The 17,943-nt window shown below is 57.3% G+C and carries 22 protein-coding genes; 1 reads left to right on the forward strand and 21 read right to left on the reverse strand.

Annotated features, from left to right (window positions below; genetic code table 11):
* Positions 1–4: 4 nt before the first annotated feature.
* From CXU21_RS00740 to CXU21_RS00775, 8 genes are all read right to left on the reverse strand, one after another.
* Entirely contained in the window at positions 5–283 is a 279-nt protein-coding gene (locus CXU21_RS00740) for a hypothetical protein (RefSeq protein ID WP_102724667.1), read from the reverse strand.
* The gene (locus tag CXU21_RS00745; protein ID WP_102724668.1) at positions 280–675 is read right to left on the reverse strand and encodes a hypothetical protein; all 396 of its coding nucleotides are present in this window, start codon (positions 673–675) and stop codon (positions 280–282) included. Before CXU21_RS00745 ends, CXU21_RS00740 begins: the two co-directional genes overlap by 4 nt.
* 1 nt (position 676) lies before the next feature.
* A complete protein-coding gene (locus CXU21_RS00750) occupies positions 677–1,513 on the reverse strand; it encodes a hypothetical protein (protein WP_146016875.1) in 837 nt (278 codons plus the stop codon).
* Positions 1,514–1,946: 433 nt separating this feature from the next.
* Positions 1,947–3,584, reverse strand: coding sequence for a hypothetical protein (locus tag CXU21_RS00755; protein WP_180972564.1), 1,638 nt, complete (start codon positions 3,582–3,584; stop codon positions 1,947–1,949).
* On the reverse strand, positions 3,571–3,930 hold the full coding sequence (locus tag CXU21_RS00760; protein WP_102724671.1) for a hypothetical protein: 360 nt from the start codon (positions 3,928–3,930) through the stop codon (positions 3,571–3,573). The genes CXU21_RS00755 and CXU21_RS00760 overlap by 14 nt, the downstream gene beginning before the upstream one ends.
* 43 nt (positions 3,931–3,973) lie before the next feature.
* Positions 3,974–6,508, reverse strand: coding sequence for a hypothetical protein (locus tag CXU21_RS00765; RefSeq protein ID WP_102724672.1), 2,535 nt, complete (start codon positions 6,506–6,508; stop codon positions 3,974–3,976).
* A gap of 1 nt (position 6,509) precedes the next feature.
* Positions 6,510–7,322, reverse strand: coding sequence for a hypothetical protein (locus CXU21_RS00770; protein WP_102724673.1), 813 nt, complete (start codon positions 7,320–7,322; stop codon positions 6,510–6,512).
* A 13-nt stretch (positions 7,323–7,335) separates the two neighbouring features.
* Complete coding sequence (locus tag CXU21_RS00775) at positions 7,336–9,447, reverse strand: hypothetical protein (RefSeq protein ID WP_146016877.1); 2,112 nt, start codon at positions 9,445–9,447, stop codon at positions 7,336–7,338.
* Positions 9,448–9,625: 178 nt separating this feature from the next.
* Between CXU21_RS00775 and CXU21_RS00780 the strand changes: the two genes are divergently transcribed.
* The gene (locus tag CXU21_RS00780) at positions 9,626–9,805 is read left to right on the forward strand and encodes a hypothetical protein (RefSeq protein ID WP_102724675.1); all 180 of its coding nucleotides are present in this window, start codon (positions 9,626–9,628) and stop codon (positions 9,803–9,805) included.
* Between the two features lie 59 nt (positions 9,806–9,864).
* Here the strand turns inward: CXU21_RS00780 and CXU21_RS00785 are convergent, their stop codons facing one another.
* The 13 genes from CXU21_RS00785 to CXU21_RS00850 form a co-directional block, all read right to left on the reverse strand.
* Entirely contained in the window at positions 9,865–10,263 is a 399-nt protein-coding gene (locus tag CXU21_RS00785; protein ID WP_102724676.1) for a hypothetical protein, read from the reverse strand.
* Between the two features lie 4 nt (positions 10,264–10,267).
* Positions 10,268–10,606 (reverse strand): helix-turn-helix domain-containing protein, encoded by a 339-nt coding sequence (locus tag CXU21_RS00790; RefSeq protein WP_146016878.1) that lies wholly within the window; start codon positions 10,604–10,606, stop codon positions 10,268–10,270.
* 17 nt (positions 10,607–10,623) lie between these two features.
* On the reverse strand, positions 10,624–11,250 hold the full coding sequence (locus CXU21_RS00795; protein ID WP_102724678.1) for an ATP-binding protein: 627 nt from the start codon (positions 11,248–11,250) through the stop codon (positions 10,624–10,626).
* Positions 11,247–11,477, reverse strand: a complete 231-nt coding sequence (locus CXU21_RS12045; RefSeq protein WP_146016879.1) for a hypothetical protein — start codon at positions 11,475–11,477, stop codon at positions 11,247–11,249. Before CXU21_RS12045 ends, CXU21_RS00795 begins: the two co-directional genes overlap by 4 nt.
* Positions 11,478–12,522: 1,045 nt before the next feature.
* Positions 12,523–12,936: a hypothetical protein gene (locus tag CXU21_RS00810; protein ID WP_102724681.1), complete on the reverse strand. Its 414-nt coding sequence runs from the start codon at positions 12,934–12,936 to the stop codon at positions 12,523–12,525.
* Positions 12,933–13,160, reverse strand: a complete 228-nt coding sequence (locus CXU21_RS00815; RefSeq protein ID WP_146016880.1) for a hypothetical protein — start codon at positions 13,158–13,160, stop codon at positions 12,933–12,935. Before CXU21_RS00815 ends, CXU21_RS00810 begins: the two co-directional genes overlap by 4 nt.
* Positions 13,157–13,510 carry a hypothetical protein gene (locus tag CXU21_RS00820; RefSeq protein ID WP_102724683.1) on the reverse strand — a complete coding sequence of 118 codons (354 nt, stop codon included), beginning with the start codon at positions 13,508–13,510 and terminating at the stop codon, positions 13,157–13,159. Before CXU21_RS00820 ends, CXU21_RS00815 begins: the two co-directional genes overlap by 4 nt.
* On the reverse strand, positions 13,507–13,893 hold the full coding sequence (locus CXU21_RS00825) for a hypothetical protein (RefSeq protein WP_102724684.1): 387 nt from the start codon (positions 13,891–13,893) through the stop codon (positions 13,507–13,509). The genes CXU21_RS00820 and CXU21_RS00825 overlap by 4 nt, the downstream gene beginning before the upstream one ends.
* Positions 13,894–14,391, reverse strand: a complete 498-nt coding sequence (locus CXU21_RS00830) for a hypothetical protein (RefSeq protein ID WP_146016881.1) — start codon at positions 14,389–14,391, stop codon at positions 13,894–13,896.
* Positions 14,384–15,517 carry a DUF2800 domain-containing protein gene (locus CXU21_RS00835; RefSeq protein WP_102724686.1) on the reverse strand — a complete coding sequence of 378 codons (1,134 nt, stop codon included), beginning with the start codon at positions 15,515–15,517 and terminating at the stop codon, positions 14,384–14,386. Before CXU21_RS00835 ends, CXU21_RS00830 begins: the two co-directional genes overlap by 8 nt.
* Positions 15,518–15,538: 21 nt before the next feature.
* A complete protein-coding gene (locus CXU21_RS00840) occupies positions 15,539–16,558 on the reverse strand; it encodes a hypothetical protein (protein ID WP_102724687.1) in 1,020 nt (339 codons plus the stop codon).
* Positions 16,559–16,632: 74 nt separating this feature from the next.
* The gene (locus CXU21_RS00845; protein ID WP_102724688.1) at positions 16,633–17,460 is read right to left on the reverse strand and encodes a DUF2303 family protein; all 828 of its coding nucleotides are present in this window, start codon (positions 17,458–17,460) and stop codon (positions 16,633–16,635) included.
* A 53-nt stretch (positions 17,461–17,513) separates the two neighbouring features.
* The gene (locus CXU21_RS00850) at positions 17,514–17,909 is read right to left on the reverse strand and encodes a hypothetical protein (RefSeq protein ID WP_146016882.1); all 396 of its coding nucleotides are present in this window, start codon (positions 17,907–17,909) and stop codon (positions 17,514–17,516) included.
* Positions 17,910–17,943: the final 34 nt, after the last annotated feature.

The following is a 17,943-nucleotide window of genomic DNA, read 5'->3' on the forward strand; positions in this document are numbered from 1 at the left end:
GGTCTTATTTCTTGGTGGCTTGAACTACGGGCGGCACGTCAGTGGTGGGCTGGGCCTGGCTGTAGGACAGGTGGCCCGGCTCCAGCACCAGGCAGGAACCGTCCTTGCAGACCTCCGTGCGGTCCGGGGTAATGTCCACGTTATGCCCGCATCCGGTTACGGTGATGTAGCCAGCAGCAGCCAGAGCGCCGATGATGGCGCCGATAACGTACTTGACCCAATTCCCCCAGCGGGCAGATGCCGCCTGCTGGGCCTTTTCGATGTCTTGTTTATTGATATTCATGGTTTGGTGAAGTGTTTGAAGAAAGCCACGGCGGCGGGGTCCGTGATGATGAATTCCGGGTAGTCGCGGGCCATGAAAATTCTGCGGCCGCCCTGCGCATTGAAAGCCTCAACGAACAATTCCACGGCAAGAAGGTATATGCTGTTGCTCTCCGCAGGAGCACGCTTCACACCCAGCCATGCCCATACCCGGGAGGCTTGCCAGTCCTCGCCCATGCCCACCAGCGAGGCAGCTACAGCCTGCATGGCCGGAGCTTGGTCGGCGGGTATCTCGTCCTGGGTGTAACGGTCCGTGTGTGTGTACCCCTCCGCGTCCCGGTACACCGCGGTAAGCGTAAATTTGTCCCACTGACCAGGAGCAGGAAACTGTATCTGTATTTCTGCGTTGTTCATATTATTCTGTTGGTTGTTCCGGATCGGTGTACGGCTCCTCCGTCTCCGTGGTGATCCAGCTGCGCTGGTAGGGTTCCAGGCCGTAACGCACGTAGGTATTATTGCCTATGCCGTTGAGAATCGTCGGAGATTCCAGTTGCGCCACACACCCATATTCCCCAGACTGCACATCCAGGTACAACATGGGACCAGAGGATACATGGTAAGTGTCCCACCCCCTGATGTCCGCCAGCTTGAGAACCGTATCATTGGCCGCGCCTCCTATCATCAGCCATACTCCGGCGGCCAGTGTGTCAGAGTAAGATTGCTCTGATTGAGCAATCACCAGACGGTAAGCTCCTGCCATTAATCCCGTATTGCTATCGTAATTAATGGCAGATGTGGTCGTGCGGACAACGTAATGCCGGGGATTGCCGACGCCGATCAATTCTCGCACCCTCGCCCTGTACCCCTCCTGATAGTAGAGGGTCACCTCAACCAGCCGGGCAATGGATGGGGCGCTTCCTGAAACGGGCCTGAAGCGGAAACCATCCATCCCCGCATCAGGGTACTCCGTCCACTCCCCCCCTGCTCCTATGAGCATAGACACTTTGAACCAGGCGCCGGGAGTATCCCCGCTGTTGCGTACTGGAAGGGAATAACCCATGATCTTGCTGTAATTTCCGCCACCGACCACCCCCGTTGTGCACATCGTCAGTGATGTGTGCTCATTGGCCCCAAGCCGGGCATCACAATAGAGGCCGGGCACCACATGATTGATCGTCACGCCATTGGTAGCCGTACAGGAGGACGTGAGCCAATAGGTGCGTGCCTGGTGCATCATTACCGTGTGGGCCATTCCGAGGGCGTAAGCCCGGTTGATGCCCATCGTGTCCGTCGGAGCCCCAACAGCAAGCGGGATATTGATGCCGCCGTTGGCATTGACGGCACCTGCGAAGGTGGCACTTTCCGCCGTCAGACTTTTCAGAGTAGCATCATCTCCTGGCCTAATGCCACTCCGGGCAGACGATCCCGGAGCGGCCCCCTTAAAAGACTCTGTGACCAGGGCGGCATCGTCGCTCACTTCCACTTCCGCACAAGGGGCGACAAAATAAGTCTGTTCCCCTGCCGGGCAGGTGGCAATCAAAACTCCTTCCGGGGTCGTGAGGGTGCAATCCACCGCAGTAGTGACGGCGTAGGACTTGCCGGGTGTGGTGTTGATAATCATGTATCATGATTTCACATGCCCGCGGACTGAAAGAAAGCGTGACGGTGTCACACAGCCAAAAAAATTACTTTGCCCACGGAACGCCCCTGGCCATCCCCTTGCGCATGCCGCCTCTCTGTCCCGTCCGGGGGCGTGCCCGTGCTCCCGTTTTTTCGACGTAACCATGAGCATACGCTTCGGCGAACGTCCGGAACCCGTCCGCGGAGTGGGAACAGGCATTGTGCAGCGGCATCGAAATCACCCGGCCATTGGCTCCCGGCGGCAGCGTCTGGTAATTCTCCAGGGCATTCACGCCGCTCATATACTCCACGCCGTCCACGACAACCGGCTCGCTGCATCGTTCGTGAAACACGCAATGGGTCAGAAGCTGGCGGGTTACGTGAATCCCCGTCCAAATATCGCTGGTCCGCGGAACTACCCGGCACACCAGCCCCTGCATTTCCAGCCTCTGCTCGAAACTCGTCAGGTCCCAGTCCCGCTTGGCGGCATCGTGGGGCAGGAAATTGGCGGCAATGCTCTGCCCGCAGCGCGCCTCCCATCCGCGCACGACACCTATGTAATGGGCCAGCTCCTTCCCGTTGGCGGAATAATGGTCCAGCACGTAAAACTTGCCGTCCCCTCCCGGCTGAATCAGCCACAGGGTCATGTAGTCGGAAAGCCCGATGTCCCAGCTCACGTACAGCGGCCGGGTATCGTCGGGTTCAAACTGCTGCTTGAGGCGTCCTTCCGCGCGCAGCGTGGAAATCTGGGTGCCGTACACGGCGCCGTGCACCTGGGTTTCAAACGCCTCCGCCGGGGTGCTGGGGTACTCCTGCTTTACCAGGTGCCCAAACGTATTCCACTGGGACAAATACCAGCGCTTCTGCCCCTCGTCCAGATGGATTCCTTCCTTGGTCAGTCCCTCGAAATACTCCCGGTGCTGGTTGTTCAGACGGAGGGGTTCCCCTTCGTCCACCCTGTATTCCGGCTGCTTGTGCCAGGGAAAGAAGAAGAACTTGAAATCCAGCGGCGTCAGGGTGCGCCCCACATTCTCCATGGCCGCCTTGGTCAGGCGGTAATTCTCGCCATACTTGCCCCCTTCGTGGGTGGACTCCATGATTACCACGCCGTCTCGTCCCACCGTATTGACGCCGCCGGAAAGAATTTTCAGCGCCTTCTTCGGGTCGTTGATGGCGACATAGCCGAACTCGGAGACATGGAGCAACTGCATCGTGCCGCCGCGCAGGTTGGTTCCCACGCGAATATTGCTGCCCGTGGCAAACTCCGCCCTGGTGGCGGAAATCCTGCCACTGGAACTCGCAAAAAGCTGGCGGGAAAACGTATTGATCTGTTCCCTCTCCCACTCGTCTTCGATGAACTCTTCCCCGTTGACGGGAGGTTCCAGCAGGGAACTGAATGCAAAGGAAATCTTGGACATCTTCTCCTGGGCGTCCGGCAGGGTCTTGTCGATGATGCCGCAATGAAACCCTTCCCGGAACAGGCACATATCCAGCATCAACATGGCCGTGTAGGTGGAAATCCCAAGCTGGCGGGCCTTCAGAATATTATTGCGGTGCCACAAGTTACGGTGAAGCTCCTGCTGGGCCCAGTTCAGCCGGAACCGGCAGGGAGGTCCGTTCTTGCGCTCAATCCAGTACAAGTGATTCAGCCTCCACTCCTGGCTTGTCCAGCAATTATCGTACCAATGCTTACCCATTGCCATTCCTGTTCAATCGTTGCGCCAGCCGGGCGAACTTCCCCATACTGTGTTTCTGCAACTCCTGGGGACCGTAGCCTTTCACCTCCCGGCACCAGATCACGTGCGTGTACCCCAGACCCAGCAGGTAATCCGCCTGGACGCCGATACGCGCCCCGATGCCGCACACAAACAACACCAGGAACGTGTGGGCATCATCTCCTTCTACCGGGTCCCGCGGAATGCCCATGTACACGCAATCCGGCGCCAGATGGACAATGCCGCCCATGTCCAGTGCCGTGCGGATATGTTCCCCGTACAGCCCCGGCCTGATGCCTTCCAACACGTCCCATGCCTGTTCCAACGCGTTCATTCTGAAATGTTATTAACTATTACCTTTTCACTATTAACTGATTCTATCCCTGCATCGCTAGAAATTCACACCCGGTAGGGCCGCTGAACCGCAGGCCCACGACATGCTCATACTGCCACCGGTTCACCGTAATCACTTCGTGCCAGCCCTTCTTCATCACGGGAGCGTTACTGGCCACGGGCACCCAGTTTTCCCCGTCCCCCGTCACCCGCAGCGGCTCGGTCAGGCAATCCTGTCCAAAGAGCACGGCCACCGGGAACTTCGGGTTTCTCTCTACCCGTGTTTCCAGGGGATTGCTCAAGGCGTTGGTCAGCAGCGTGGACACGTAATCATTGCCTACGTCGTCATAAGGGGAATCGTCGTCCACCACCTCGATATAGAGGGAGCTGTCCGCCAGGTCCCCGGCGGCCGTATGCGTTTCACGCTTGACCACCAGGAACAGGCGGTCGGAACGGGAACCGTCCGGCATCGCGCAGGCGGCAAGAACGCGCCCGTTGGTAGTCCAGCGGTGCCACGCGTTGACCTCGTGCATCGTATTATAGGTGCACAAGGCGAGTTGCCCGTCCGCCAGCACAAACACCGCCACCGTATCGGGCTTGCGCAGCATCGTGCCGTGCTTCACGCCGCCGTGGTCGCGCAGGACATGGGGAGCCAGCACCGTCAAATCCTTGCTCCGGTAGCCGTCCGTCTCGAAGGAATAACCGTACTCGTAGCACCTGCCAGCACCCCGCTCGATGTAGAGCACCTTGTCGGTGGCCATCAGGGCCGGAATCGCCGCGCTGCCCACATGGCCGTGATCCTCAATCTGGGCGTTGGAGCTCGTGATGCTCCCCTGGCTGGACCCGGCGGAAATCACCCACTCCGCTTCACTGGTGCCCGGCAGCAGGCGGTGGGACTGGGCCATCATCCAGCACACCGGGTTCTGGCTCGTTGTGGCCATCGTCAGCGCCAGGGCCGCATCGTCGCTGTCCCCGGTGGAAAAATTGTTGAAATCGTCCGTTCGGCTCATCCAGACGGTCTGCGGTTGCTCCAGGGTGGAGGCGAACACCAGCCGCTGGTTGTACACCTCGCACAGCAGCGGGAACCCGTAGCGATCGGAGAAAGCCGCCCAGCTCCAGTTGTGGACCGTCCGGCGCCCCATCCACTCCACGGGTACCTTGTCCTCACAGGACCATTCCACGGCCACCACCTCGCCGGCATCGTCCAGCGTGGGCACCGCCCGCAGCACCATATCGTGCCGGTAGCCGGGCACAATCAGCCGGTTGCCGCAACTATCCGCCGGGAAGCCGGAAGCCAGGGAATCCCCCATGAACTTGCTGCGCGTCAGGAACAGGCGCAGGAAGCACTCTTCGTCTGCTTCGTCCCCCGTCAACTGCGTATTACTCGCTTCCCCAATCCGGGAAAAGCTCGTGCCGGCCGTCTCCCAGTCGGCGTCCAGGTCGTCGGAATCGTAGCACTTGCGCACCTCGTAGCTCCCGTACCACAACCCGGAACAGTAGAATTCCCACTTCCCCCGGCAGGTGAGAGCATTCCCCACAGACAGACCGCGCACGAAATAACCCGGATAATCCCCGAACCCCGTGCCCAGGTCCACCATGTCCGCCTCCGTGAAATCCCGTATGCAGGTGAAATACTCCCAGTAGCCGGACTTGATGGCCACCTTCGTTCCCCTGTCCACAAACCCGGTGCCGGTCACGTCCTTAACGGAATAGACGGGCGTCACTCCTTCAAACCCGTCCAAATTCTCCGCCTCTACAAAGCAATCAGGATAACACGCGGGCTCGTCCAACCCCTCCGTGTAAACATCCGCGGAAAGCGTCTGCTTGCAGATGTAGTATTTGACGGTGGTATCGGTATGGACGGCCAGCCTGTCCCCCTTGGAAGCTGTCCGCAATCCGTCCGCGATGATGACGTTCCGGCGCAGGTCGCCCCCCTTGGCGAATGCCTCCTGTTGTTCCAACCAGAAGCTGGCCCGCAGCAGGTCCACACTTTCAAGGGCGCTTTCCCTGGGCTCTTCTTCCTGGTCGAACTCCACCGTATAGCGCACGTCCCCCAGCACGGGGGTGCAGGTCAGCACCATCGGATGGTCCCGCTTCTCGTTTACGTACCGCCAGGGATGGTGCTTGAACTCCCATGCCTCCAATGTCCAGGCGCCGTCTTCGTCCCTCTTCAGCACCATCGGGCGGTTGTCCTGCGTGGTCAGGTACAGCAGCGCGTTGAGCTGGCGCCACCTCACCGTGTCCGGGTCCAGATAAAACTCCTGGCCGTCCTCGCCGTCCGTGAACCGGGCCGCCTCGGCGCCCTCCATGTCCAGCACCCGCACTACGTCACCGGCGATCTCCACCAGGAAGCGCAGGCCGTCCGCATCCGCGTAGGAATAGACATAGGGAACCAGCCGGCTGCGCTCGCTCAAGGCGTCTGCGAAATATCGCATCCCCCGGCGGCGTTCGGCTCCCCCCATCTGCGAAAGCTTCCAGTTCTCCGCAATCAGCAGCCCGCGCATATAGGCTTCCAGGTCGCACCGGGCTGCCAGTTCCGGCGATTGCTCGCCGCCGTTGAAACAAGTTCTCGTCTGCATGTTAAGCGATAGATAGAATTTTAAGCTGGAATGTCTTGATAAAGGCAGGGTAACGCGGGCGCCCCATCAGCGCATTGCAGGAATTGTAGCCCTGCATCGTCAGGCGCAGGCCCGTGTCCCTGTCGATAAAGGCATTCAGCCAGGAGTGCGTGCCTGCATCCGCCACCCGGCAGGACCATGGCCACGCCACGGCATTTACCGTCTCGCCGCGCCCATGTCCGTTCTTCTGCCCCTGGCCCTGGATATGGGCACGGCCGCTGCCGGAACCGGACAGGGTGAAATAAGTTCCCGCGCTCTTCTTCTTCTGGCCCTTTACCCATTGCACATATAGCCCCGTGCCGGGCAAAAACGGCAGGGAATAATTGCGGCTGCCGGAACCGTCCTGCTCCCGGATGGAAAGGGGCATATCGTCAATCACGGGTATCACGGCCTTCACTTCTACGGAATCCCCAGGCCTGACGGAATGCAGGGATGCCCCCTCGTCCGGGTAGAACAGGAACACGCCGTTGACCTCGAACATGACGGAAGGCAGCGCGTTGAAGGAGGATCTCACCATGTACCGCTCCGCGCCCACCGTCAGTTGCATATACCGCTTCGGCGTCACGAGATCCTGCACGGCAGCCACCGCATGCACCCAGTAGGCCCACTCCAGCGTGCCCTCTTGCGGAAGCTCCACCGTGAGCCGCCGCATGCTGGACGTGTCCTCCGGGTAGAGCTGGTTATTCCCCAGGCAGACATGGCTCACCGCCAGATCGCCCAGGCGGACGTTCTCCACAAAGCTGTTGATGAATCTCGTTCCGTTGGTCACTCTCATGGTCGTAAGGATTTTAGGATGCAACGCTCGCCGCCATGATATACAGGGTCTTGGCATCCCTGGCGGTCAGGTTGGCGTATTCATCCCTGGTCAACACCTCGATGCGCTCCACTCGCGGAGACTTGGGAATGTACCCGGTCAGCTTGCCGTTGACGCTCTCCGCAGTATCGTAGCCTTTCCCCTCAACCCAGCTCTGCGTAGCGTAGGGCTTCAGCTCTTCTGCTACATGCCCGCAGGTTTCCTCCTTCGTGAATACCTCGCTCTTGTTGTAATAGAACTGGGACAGGTAATCAGCCGTCTGCGCCGCCGTGGGCACCGCGTTTCCCCTGGCATCCGCCGCCGTCCCCTCGATGGGATTGCCCAGCGTGGAAGCCAGATAGACGCCCGCCAGCAGGGAGGCGGTCGCACTCTCCAGCTCCAGGCCGCGGTCCTGGCTCTGCATGAACTGCCCGGAAGTCACCAGCCCCATGAAATAATCCGTGGAACCGAAATACTCCGGGTGCTCGGTCATGGCGGCGGACAGCCAATCCATCCCCTTGCCAGACCAGGAGGAAGGCTGCTGGTGCTGGAGAGCCCCCGCATAAAGCAGATTGTTGGCAAGCTGGTGGTCCGACGTCTCCCCCACGCCGTGCTGATAGGGTATCGGGTTGAGTTGGCCGAACCTGCTTCCCAGCCGCACCACGCCTGCATCCTGGAGGGTAGCCCAACGCACGGAAGCCCGCCCGTCGGCTCTCAACCCGATGCAGGCATTGTCCAGCGTCTGGTTGATGGATGGCTTGATTGCCCCGAACTTATTAAAGGAGGCAGGCTCCACGCGCATGCGGCCCGAAGCGTCAAAGCCAACGGCGCCCCCGTCCGCCAGGGTGCCATCCAGCGCCGGAAGCGTCGCCCCAGGAGTCGTGTAATCCGCATGAGGCACGTGCATCTGACCCGCAGCGTCATTCCCCACCGGGGCGCCGTTGGTTACAGGATGGTCAGTACCCAGCCTCACCAATCCGTAAATCTCCGCCGTGGCAATGTCGTTGGATTCCCCGATGCACACCCAGGCCGCCGTGCCGTCCGGCTGCTCCAGCCATGCGTACACCTCGTAATAGCTCTTCACTCCGGGTTCCGCCCCCTCGTCCGCGGGTGGAATCTCCACGGAAACCGGAACGTAGTAGTAGAACCCGCCGTTGCAGGTTTCCCCGCTGGTCGGTATCTCCGCCACGCTGCCCACGACGATGCGGCGCACCTTGACCCCGTCAATGCCGTCCCGTCCGGCAGCGGCAAGGCCCGTGTCCTCGTACTCGCCCGTCAGCACGTTCCAGGTGCACCAGTTACCCGCAACATTCACATACGGGCTGTGGCCATCTTCTCCCGCGGCGGAAATCCCCGTGTCGTCCCATGCCTGCGTCTCGACGTTCCAGATCATCCACGTTCCGGTGGAGGACAACTGCGGACTCTTGCCGGGATCGCCCGTCACTTGGTAGCCGGTATTGTTCCCGCAGATCCACCACGTGTTGGTTTCCGGGTTGGGAACGATGGCGGACGTGATATGACCCTCCACCTCCGCCAGCTTGGCGTCCAGGGCATTGAGCTTGCCCAGGGCGTCCTGGGCCTGCTTCACGGCTTCCTCCGCATCCTTCCGTACCTGCTCCATCTCGCCCAAAGCCTCCTGCGCTTCCCTGGCGGAATCCGCCGCGTCCTGGGCTGCCCGCTGCGCGTCAGTCACCGCCCGCCATTCCAGCATGCAGTGGGCCGCGGCATTCCCAGGCACCCTCACGGCCAGCCGGCGCACTTCCGTGTCGTCCTCCACGCGGGCAAGCTCCAGATTGGTGCCCATCACGCCCAGCCGCCCATAAGCCAGCCGCAAGCGATCTCCGCCCTCGCTGGTCGCCCGCAGCTCGTACAGGTACATGCCTGTTTCCACGGTGGGGAACACAATCATCAGCGTGTTGCCGCTCTCCGCCTGGGTAATGTCCAGGGCTCGTTCCGTGCCGTCCGGGGCAGTCAATACGCCGTCAAAGGTCACATTGTCCAGCACAAGGGCGTTGCCGGAATCATCCATGAAATCCAGCCTGTAAGTCGGCTGGCTGCCCGCAAGTACGGTGAAATTCTGCTCCGCTCCCAAAAAGTCAAGGTTCATGCTCCCATCATGGGGAACCAGGGAACACCCGCGCAAGCGTGACGGTGTCACACGAAAAATTAATGGTTGAAAATAACCATTCACCCCTTGATCAAGCACTTTCATACAGACAACATGCAGGTTCATGCCTCCTGCCAGTGATTTCGTACCATTTGCACCAATATGATACACTGTATGGATGCAACTGGATTTTGAAGCATTGGAAGTAATCCCTAAAAGAGATAAAAACAAGGAAGCTCCGCAAATATACAAACTGGCTGTAAGAGCCATTGTCCTGCTTTGGGAGGATGATGGCGGTACATGGTGCCAGGATATGCTGGGTAATGTATGGTACGTATATAAAGCCACCCTTATTTAATAAATAACGCCGCCCAGAATTACCGGGCGGCGTTATTCCACGCAACTCTCCTAAACTCACTACTTTGCCTGCGGTTTCACCAATGGTTCCCCCTTGGCTGCCTGGATGATTGCCTGCCGGAACTCGTCATCCGTGGAGACATGCACGTTCGATTTCTCCAGCCCGTAAATCTTAGCTAGTTGTGCACGGGCTGCCAATCGGTCGCGGGCGGGAAGAGACTCATTGCGGCTGTCCTTCAGCAGCTCCGCAGTCAGCTCCCGTTTGATCATATCCACACTCGCCTTGTCGGCGGAACGCAGATCCTCCAGCAGCTTGGCCACCTCCGGGCTTGTCAGCGTCTTCTTGGCATTCTTCCCCGCCGTCTCCCGGCTCGACCCGTAAATGCGCATGTAGGCTTCCACATGGTCTTCCCCAGCGGCTACGGCATGGGCCAGTTCGTATTGTTTCGTATTCAGCATGGTTCTATTTCCTTTCTGGTTGGGTTTGTATTCTCTTGAGAAACTTTTCCGTGTCGGCCATCCACCCTTGCAGGGTAATGGTGCCGCTGGGCGTCAGCTTGTACATGCCCACGGGCTTTCCGTCGCGCTTTTCGACTTTCTTGGTCACCAGCCCGCAGCGCATCAGGCGGCTCAACTGCTGGCGCAGCGCCTCAACCGAACAGGGGATAACGTTAGCCAGCTCTGCCAGCGTCATGGCTCCCAGCAGCCCCAGCATCCGCATCACGGCGCACATGGTAGGCTGAAGCGGAGGCGTCACCCCGCAAGCGGCACAGTCTCCGGCCAGCACAATCAGGTGTAGCATTTTCCTTTCTTCAATATTCATTTTCCTTCCTCCCTTTTGCGGTATCTTTCGAAACAATAGTCCGGCGCATCCGTGACCCGGCACACCACGTTATTGCCGCGGTAGAGGCGTGAGGCAATCCGGGCGTCCAGATGCTCCCCGATATGCTCTGGCAGCAGGTTGGAGGTGAGCATAGTCCATTTCCCCAGCCTCCCGTCAACAACACGGTTCAGCGCGGAAAGAATAGCGGGGGAAGTGTTCTCTGCGCCTACATCATCCAGAATCAGCACGTACACCTCTTTGACCAGGTACTCCACAAATGCCCAGTCCCCGGAACGGAGCATGGAAACCACCTTCTGCCACTTCCAGAACTGGATGGGCAGCGAGGGGCGTTCTTTGAACAGCGCATCCCTGGCAGCTTCCGCTAAGTGCGTTTTGCCTATGCCGGAAGCCCCCAGCAGGGAAAGCCAGCGGCGCGGACGAACCTTGTTCACAACGTCGTTGATGAACCACTGCACTTCCCGGTGCATGGCCTGAACCTCCGGATGCACTCGCTCGTCAAATCCGCCCATGTCGTAGCGTACAGGCTTGTAGCTGCGAACAATCCCGTCTTGGGATGGAACGAGGGAAACTTGCCCTGCCAGGTGTTGAATATCATCCATCATTCGTATCTCCTTCCTGCGTTGGCGTCATTCCGTCCAGTCGAGCCTTGCCGCCCATGCTGCACATTGTTGGTTGCCCAGGAGCGGGCATACTTGCGGGCAGCCGGTTGCCAGTTGGCAAGGGGAATGCCCTTGCTGTCCCGCCAGCCGCGGGCTGAGAAGTCATCAAAGAACGACTCTGCACACCGTTTCAACTCGTCTCCCTTGGGAGCCATGAGTTGAGCCCCCATGAAAAGCCGTACTTCCTCCGCATTCCGTGGGAACTGTTCTACACCCCTGTTTACGGAGCACGGCTCCGACTCCGTCTCCGTATACGTCTTCGACTTCGTCTCCGTATAAGCGGTGGATTTCCGTGACTCACCGTTATTCACAGTGGATTTCCGTGAACTACCGTGACTCACTGTATTGCACTGTGAATCACCGTCAGGAAGCGGGAACTTGGGCTTACTCTGTCTGCGCTGCCCGAAATTGATGATCTGCACGTAATCCTTGCCCCCGACACAGTATGCCCTTACAAGCCCGGCTTCCTCCGTTTCGCGAAGGCAGTCTTGAATGTCCTGGTTACTGATTTTGTCAAGGTGCAGGGGGAATAAGCGAGTCCTCAATACCGTCGGGCGAGCGTCAAACAGGCCGTAGTCATCTGCCACCAGCAGGAGCCGGTGAAAGAAGCATTCGGTACGCCACGACAAAGCCGCGACCTTTTCTGAATCAAGGAACCCCTCTCTAATCATTCGTGATGTTGCCATACCCTTTAAGCATAATTTCAATTGTCCTTTTTCTTACTCTCCGCGGCCTGGATGGTAAATATGGAGGGTTTCATACGCCCTCCTTTCTCGGCTCCCAGTTGATAGGGATGCCCTCGTTGATGCAGGGGAAACAAAAATCTGGTACGGGAGTAATACCCTGATAAGTGCAATTGTGGCAATCGCGCCGTATTAAAGGCACCCACGCCCTGCACGCGGCCCGCTTCTGCCATGCGTCTTTGATTAAAACGGCACGCTTGCCAAGACATTTCCTGAAAATTAAAATAGCCCCATTCTTTTTTATGCCTCGGTAGTGTGCAAGGTTAAATATAAGCTCCTTTCTTAATCGTTTAAGTTCTCCTAGGGCTATTCCGTAGTCCTTTAATGCTTTCCGTTCAGGCGTCATCTTCTTCCTTTCCCTTGAAAAATTCACATGCCGGGTCATCTTGACCTATTGCATCCCATACATGAGGGCAATTAGGGTTGTAACACCCGTCATATTTGTCAAAACTGATACAGTATTTACATGTTGTCATGCGAGCCTCCTTTCCAAGATAGCCGCCTGCTCCGGGGTAAGGTACTGCCAAGACTGCGGCGGACGGGTCAGGCCGATGGCAGAGAGCGGCGCGGTAGCGGGCAGCCTCACGGGGTCTTGGACGCCCCAGGCGTAGCAGGGGAGATATGACTGCAAATGAGCTACCGAGACGCAAGCTTCCTTGATCATCAACTCATTTGGCATGTGCCTCAACGGAATAAAGCACCACAACTGGCATTTGCCGATGATGGCCCGCTCCCCGTCCTTGCCGGATTCGTAGAGCCAGAGCGTTACGCCGCCGTGATTTTCCGGTGGGATGCACGGCTCGTTCTTGCGTAGTTCCCACCTCTTTTCCCCGGACAGAATTTTACCGGAGAAAGGCCGCCTGACGGATGCAAGGATGTTAATCATTGCTGGCCTCCTTTCCGATAACGCTTTTCAATGGCACCAATTACCATATTCCAGTTCTGCCGCGCTCCCTCTTCGCAAACAGAATTGTCTGCAAGTAAGACATGAGGCAAATATTCATCAATCGACTGATCGCACATGTACTCTACATGATTTTCCCCATTGCTGGTGTATTTCATCAGTTCAGGCATGCGTCCACAAAAACAAGGTTTCAATTCTTCAGTCATTGCTGGCCTCCTTTCTTCAACGCAGCTTCTATTTCCCTTATATTTTCTTCTGTTATGTAGTAATTTGCATAGAACCAATTTCTAACTGTTCCTGTACTTTTCCCTAGCTCTTTTGCCAGCCAGTCAACATTCTTCCCTTGTTTTTTCAGTTCTTGTCGTATCGAAATCTTTAATTGTTTCTGTTCAATTCCAATGGAATCATGCTTCACTATGATTTTTTCATAAACTTCAAGCTGATCATTCTTTAAAGATTCAATAAATAGAATCTCTTCTTTAATTTGCTTTAATTCATTCAGCAAAACTTTCTCCCGTTGTTTCAAGAACACTATTCTTTTCAGTGAAATCTTCATTGTTCCCTCCTTTCAAACACGATTTCCACCTGTCCGGCCTTCGTCAGGTCATGAACCCGGTCAATCCCGGCGCAGTCCAGTGTCCTGTCGTCAATGCCCATAGCCTTGCATGCCCCGTCCAGGTACGCCTTGCAGCGGGCAAGGCAGTTGTCCGCGTCCGGCTTGTTGCCCTTGTAATACCAGATCACCCGGTAATGCGTGGGGACCATCCTGCGGCCATTCATGGCTTCGTAGGTCCGGCCCCAGGCCAACTGACGAGCCCGGCTCTTGGCAGCCGTCTTCTTGAATCCGGCCACCATGGCCCCCCTCGGAGTGAGAGGGGCCTTGGCGTTGGGAGACAGGCAGCGCGGCGTATGGGGCAAGGTAATGGTCAAAGAGTTCATTTAGCCTCCCCAGTTTGGATTAACGGATTCCCATGCCCAATCTCGGTCTTCAAACAAAATAACTTCGTTTTTAACCAGATTACCTGCATGTACTTCAATAAACTGCTCAAATTCCATCCCCTGCTCGAAAGCATGAATTCTGATGTCTATTCCGTATTTCTTGGACACTTCAACCAGTTGGTCAGTTTCAATTTTCCAAGCTGTTTCAAATCGGAAATAACCGATTCTAATATTTTTATCTTTCCTTGAATCAGTGAAATAAATTTCACCATAATCATTCAAGGGTTCGATTTCATTACGAGTAACTCCTTTAATAGCAAGATAGCCAGAATCATTAGTTTTAACGTAGGCGAGAATATCAGCTTCATTCTCACCTTTATCATAAATAAAAGTAAGCGGTTTTTTGTCATCATAATGGAAAACCCCTTCTTTGAAGAAACGAGTGAGATTTTCGCTGTTTCCCCTCACTTTCATTGTACCAACGCACCAATTAGGCATTTTTACCTCCCCCTATCTCCTTCACGGAGCCGTCAGAGACTTTCACATCCGCACACCCTGCCAGCGTCTTACGCAGCCAGTCTTTGGACTCGGCTACCTTGGCGCCAGCATCCGCAGCCTTGCGGACACCATGCACTAGCTTGTCCAGGTCGGTAATTCCCACCTTGCAGCAGGACGTGAACGCCTGTGCCGTGATGCCATCGGGGAACAAACCGTTGAGGATTTGAAAGGCCGCCGCGGCATCCGTGATCGTAAACGCCTTCTTGCCGGGTGCCAGAGTCAGTCCGGGAATTTCTACCTCGGCCCGCAGGTCCGCCTTCACTTTCCCCTCCACGGAGGCCGCCCACCTCTTCGCCAGCTTGGCGAGGTCATAGGCTTCCCTCCGCTTTTCGGGGGTCCACTGCTCCCAGGCAGCCGTCAAATCCCCGGACGTGACATTCACCAAGGCCAGAGACACCGCCGGGCAGGAAGACTGGGCTCGGCAATACCGGCAAGCCTTCTCGCTGGGTTTCAGCGGAGCGTGTTCGTCCTGCGCCTGCTTGATGCAGGTTTGGAAAAACGCCCGTGCCTGCTCCACGCTCTCGCGGGTGTACCGGCATACGGCAGGCTCTTTGCGGCTCGCGTAAGGCTGCAAGATGCACACAAACGCCTCGTCCACCTCGCAACGATCCATCACCAGTACGGCCAGGGCGCTCAACTGCAAATTGCACTCGGCAGCCGTCACCGGGAGGCGGCCGAACTTGTAATCCACCACAAAAGCCTTGCGGTCCCAGACAGCCACCATATCCGGTTTTCCGGAAAACAGGCGGTCCCGTTCAAACAGGCGTATTTCCCGCAACGTCTGGACATCCCCCCAGTTTTCCATCATCCCCAGGTGCTTTTCACACAGGGCCCTTTCCGTCTCGCGGCACCAAGCCACGGCTTCGGCGTCCTCCGGGTCCTCCGGCATTGTCCCTTGCTCCATGTGGGCATGCAGCATGGTTCCCAGGGCGGCGTCCTCGCTCTCTTCGTCCACCGGGCACTTCCTTTCTGCCTGCCAGGAGCCAGGGCAGAGGAAAAGCCGCTGCATCCCACTGGCGCTGGGCAGCCCCTGGCGTTCGTCTTCGATAATTTCTGTATCAAACATGATAAGTAAACAGTTCAGGGGTTAGTGTTCAAAGGAACCAAAGGAGGGCGCATCCTCCGGCACATCCAGGCCGGGAATACCGTCTTCCGGCGCCGGAGCGGTTACAGGCGGCGGGGCCTGCGTCGTCTTGGGAGCCGCCTTGGGAGCGGGAGTAGATACAGGAGCCTTCGGCAGGGCCGGTTCCTTGGCGGGCTCTTCCTCCTGCGGGAACACGTCCTTCACCCGCACCATCCCGTCGGCAATGCTGTTGTACACCTTCCCCAGCTTCACCACCTCCGGCTTAGTCGTCTCTTCCAGCTTGTGGCCCAGATTGGCTTCAAGCTGCGCCCGGGTAACGCCGTACTCCCGGAACTTCGCTTCCAGGGAACGGATAATGTCGGCCAGAGGGCGGGAGTCGCCGTTCTCCAGCGCCTTTTTGGTTGTCGCCAGAGCCTCTTCCGTCAACCAGCCGGGGAGCACCTGCAAGATACAGGCGCGAATGCGGCGGGAAGCCATGTTGGCGCAAAGCTCGTACACGTCCCGTTCACTTTCCAGGGCAACACGTTTCATCACCTTCTTGCCTCCCTCATACTCGTTCTTGTCGCGGGTGTGATTCACCGTGAAGGAAATCTCGCGGCGCACGTTGGTTTCCTTGTCAAAGCAGAAAGCCACGCACTCGGAGACCATGCAGCCCTTACCGTCCGCCCCCTTCGGGTCCCAGTGCCGGGCAACTTCCTTCCAGCCAGCCTCCGCATTGCCCCAGGCTCCGATCAGGGCTTCCGCCAGCCGGATACTGGGGCCTTCCACCGTCGTTCCCCCTCGGGGGAAAGCGTAAGTGGCGGACTGGGCCAGCGTCAGCCGGGAACAAGCCTGGTTCATGCGTGCGGTCACTTCGGCGAGGTCACGAGGAAACTGCTTGGCAATCCAGATAGACGCCAGTACCTCGGTTACGGCTGCATTGCCCGTAATGGCAGCCAGGGCTCCGCCACCGGCGGGAGCCTGAACGGCAAAAGGATTGCCCGGTGCTTGATTGGTGAGCGCTTCTGTAGTATTCGTATTCATGTTATTGATTCTATAGTATTGGTTTTGATAACACGGCCGGGGACCAGTTGGCGCTGGCCCCGGCCAACTCATTCTTATCGGTCAATTTCTCCGGTGAACGCTGCCTTCGTACACAGGCACACATGCCCGCGGTGAATTCGGTTCTGCGGCAAATCCTTTGCCAGCTTGTCGGCAATATCCTTAATCGCATTGCGTTCCGGGATGTCCGCGCGAATAAGCTGGTACACAAAATACAGTTTCCCATCAGCCAGACGCACACGCAGACGCACCTTGATTTGATACGTGGTGTCTCCTTCGGCTCCCTGGATAACCGGAATAGCAATGGTGAACTCGGTAGGAACGTTCAGCTCTCCACTCTTGGAATCCACCGTTTCGTTGTAGGTCAGCTTCGTTTCGCCATCGGATGCCCGGTAAGCGCTCTTGAACTCAACCTTGCGGTGCATGTCGAACTTACTGGCTAGCGTCAGCATTTCGGATGGGGAGGGTTCCATCACATCCTTGCTGTTTTCCTCCAGAAATTCCACAAAGTCCTTCTGGCTCATGCCATGTCCGTCGTATTTGATCCAGTTTTCCCATTCCACCGTCTTTTTGAGTTCCATGGTGGCGTGGTGATCTCCCCATCCGAAGCCTTCCGGGGAGGCATGGTAATTAAACACGGCATTCACCTCTCTTTCGCTCACGTAAATCACGCTTTTAACGCCGTTTTCGGCATCTTCCGCCTTCACGTGATCTACCAGCGTTTCCAGGTCCAGCAGTTGGACTCTCCCTGCCTTGCGCTGGGGCGTGTTGTGCATGCAATCCAGATGACGCAGTTTGTATCCATCCGGTACGACGGCGGCACGGCCATTTGCTACTTCCTGCACGCGGACGGCTGCCAGAGTTTCTTTGTTTAAATTATCCATATGATTTAATCTATGATGTTTATTGTTATGTAATTGCGGGGTTGTTGGAGGGCTTAGGCGCGCTTGGATACCTTGGCGGGCATCCCGGCATCAGCATCGGCGGGAGACGGGAATGTCACCTTCACAGGGGCATCCAGGTCCAGTTTTCCCTGGGCGGGGTCGTCCGTATGCAGGGCGCCGGAGGTGTCGGCAAACATGATGCGCGGGGCAATCGTTGGGTCCGGGATGGACGCCGTGACCTTCGGCTCAATGACCACCTGATTCACGCCGCCCTTACGCTTGCAGGACAGTTTGAGAGTCAGGGTGCCGTTGTTGCCAGTTTCCAGGACGGCGGCCACAAGAGCCTTCATTTTGTTGTCCAGGGCAGTCAAAAGAGCCCCTTCGTTGATTTCGGAAAGTCCTTCAAAAAAGACCTCTCCGGGCATTTGCCGTGTAGTTTCTTTACTCATAATGTTAATTATTTACAGTTAATTATTGAAGCAG

This window comes from Akkermansia muciniphila (genome assembly GCF_002884975.1).
Taxonomy (GTDB): Bacteria; Verrucomicrobiota; Verrucomicrobiia; order Verrucomicrobiales; family Akkermansiaceae; genus Akkermansia; species Akkermansia muciniphila_C.

What these genes read in the sequence shown, in the direction of transcription:
- CXU21_RS00740 (WP_102724667.1), bottom strand. Translation starts at nt 283, where the DNA reads ATGAATATCAATAAACAAGACATCGAAAAGGCCCAGCAGGCGGCATCT.
- CXU21_RS00745 (WP_102724668.1), bottom strand. Translation starts at nt 675, where the DNA reads ATGAACAACGCAGAAATACAGATACAGTTTCCTGCTCCTGGTCAGTGG.
- CXU21_RS00750 (WP_146016875.1), bottom strand. Translation starts at nt 1,513, where the DNA reads ATGGCCCACACGGTAATGATGCACCAGGCACGCACCTATTGGCTCACG.
- CXU21_RS00755 (WP_180972564.1), bottom strand. Translation starts at nt 3,584, where the DNA reads ATGGCAATGGGTAAGCATTGGTACGATAATTGCTGGACAAGCCAGGAG.
- CXU21_RS00760 (WP_102724671.1), bottom strand. Translation starts at nt 3,930, where the DNA reads ATGAACGCGTTGGAACAGGCATGGGACGTGTTGGAAGGCATCAGGCCG.
- CXU21_RS00765 (WP_102724672.1), bottom strand. Translation starts at nt 6,508, where the DNA reads ATGCAGACGAGAACTTGTTTCAACGGCGGCGAGCAATCGCCGGAACTG.
- CXU21_RS00770 (WP_102724673.1), bottom strand. Translation starts at nt 7,322, where the DNA reads ATGAGAGTGACCAACGGAACGAGATTCATCAACAGCTTTGTGGAGAAC.
- CXU21_RS00775 (WP_146016877.1), bottom strand. Translation starts at nt 9,447, where the DNA reads ATGAACCTTGACTTTTTGGGAGCGGAGCAGAATTTCACCGTACTTGCG.
- CXU21_RS00780 (WP_102724675.1), top strand. Translation starts at nt 9,626, where the DNA reads ATGCAACTGGATTTTGAAGCATTGGAAGTAATCCCTAAAAGAGATAAA.
- CXU21_RS00785 (WP_102724676.1), bottom strand. Translation starts at nt 10,263, where the DNA reads ATGCTGAATACGAAACAATACGAACTGGCCCATGCCGTAGCCGCTGGG.
- CXU21_RS00790 (WP_146016878.1), bottom strand. Translation starts at nt 10,606, where the DNA reads ATGCTACACCTGATTGTGCTGGCCGGAGACTGTGCCGCTTGCGGGGTG.
- CXU21_RS00795 (WP_102724678.1), bottom strand. Translation starts at nt 11,250, where the DNA reads ATGATGGATGATATTCAACACCTGGCAGGGCAAGTTTCCCTCGTTCCA.
- CXU21_RS12045 (WP_146016879.1), bottom strand. Translation starts at nt 11,477, where the DNA reads ATGGGGGCTCAACTCATGGCTCCCAAGGGAGACGAGTTGAAACGGTGT.
- CXU21_RS00810 (WP_102724681.1), bottom strand. Translation starts at nt 12,936, where the DNA reads ATGATTAACATCCTTGCATCCGTCAGGCGGCCTTTCTCCGGTAAAATT.
- CXU21_RS00815 (WP_146016880.1), bottom strand. Translation starts at nt 13,160, where the DNA reads ATGACTGAAGAATTGAAACCTTGTTTTTGTGGACGCATGCCTGAACTG.
- CXU21_RS00820 (WP_102724683.1), bottom strand. Translation starts at nt 13,510, where the DNA reads ATGAAGATTTCACTGAAAAGAATAGTGTTCTTGAAACAACGGGAGAAA.
- CXU21_RS00825 (WP_102724684.1), bottom strand. Translation starts at nt 13,893, where the DNA reads ATGAACTCTTTGACCATTACCTTGCCCCATACGCCGCGCTGCCTGTCT.
- CXU21_RS00830 (WP_146016881.1), bottom strand. Translation starts at nt 14,391, where the DNA reads ATGCCTAATTGGTGCGTTGGTACAATGAAAGTGAGGGGAAACAGCGAA.
- CXU21_RS00835 (WP_102724686.1), bottom strand. Translation starts at nt 15,517, where the DNA reads ATGTTTGATACAGAAATTATCGAAGACGAACGCCAGGGGCTGCCCAGC.
- CXU21_RS00840 (WP_102724687.1), bottom strand. Translation starts at nt 16,558, where the DNA reads ATGAATACGAATACTACAGAAGCGCTCACCAATCAAGCACCGGGCAAT.
- CXU21_RS00845 (WP_102724688.1), bottom strand. Translation starts at nt 17,460, where the DNA reads ATGGATAATTTAAACAAAGAAACTCTGGCAGCCGTCCGCGTGCAGGAA.
- CXU21_RS00850 (WP_146016882.1), bottom strand. Translation starts at nt 17,909, where the DNA reads ATGAGTAAAGAAACTACACGGCAAATGCCCGGAGAGGTCTTTTTTGAA.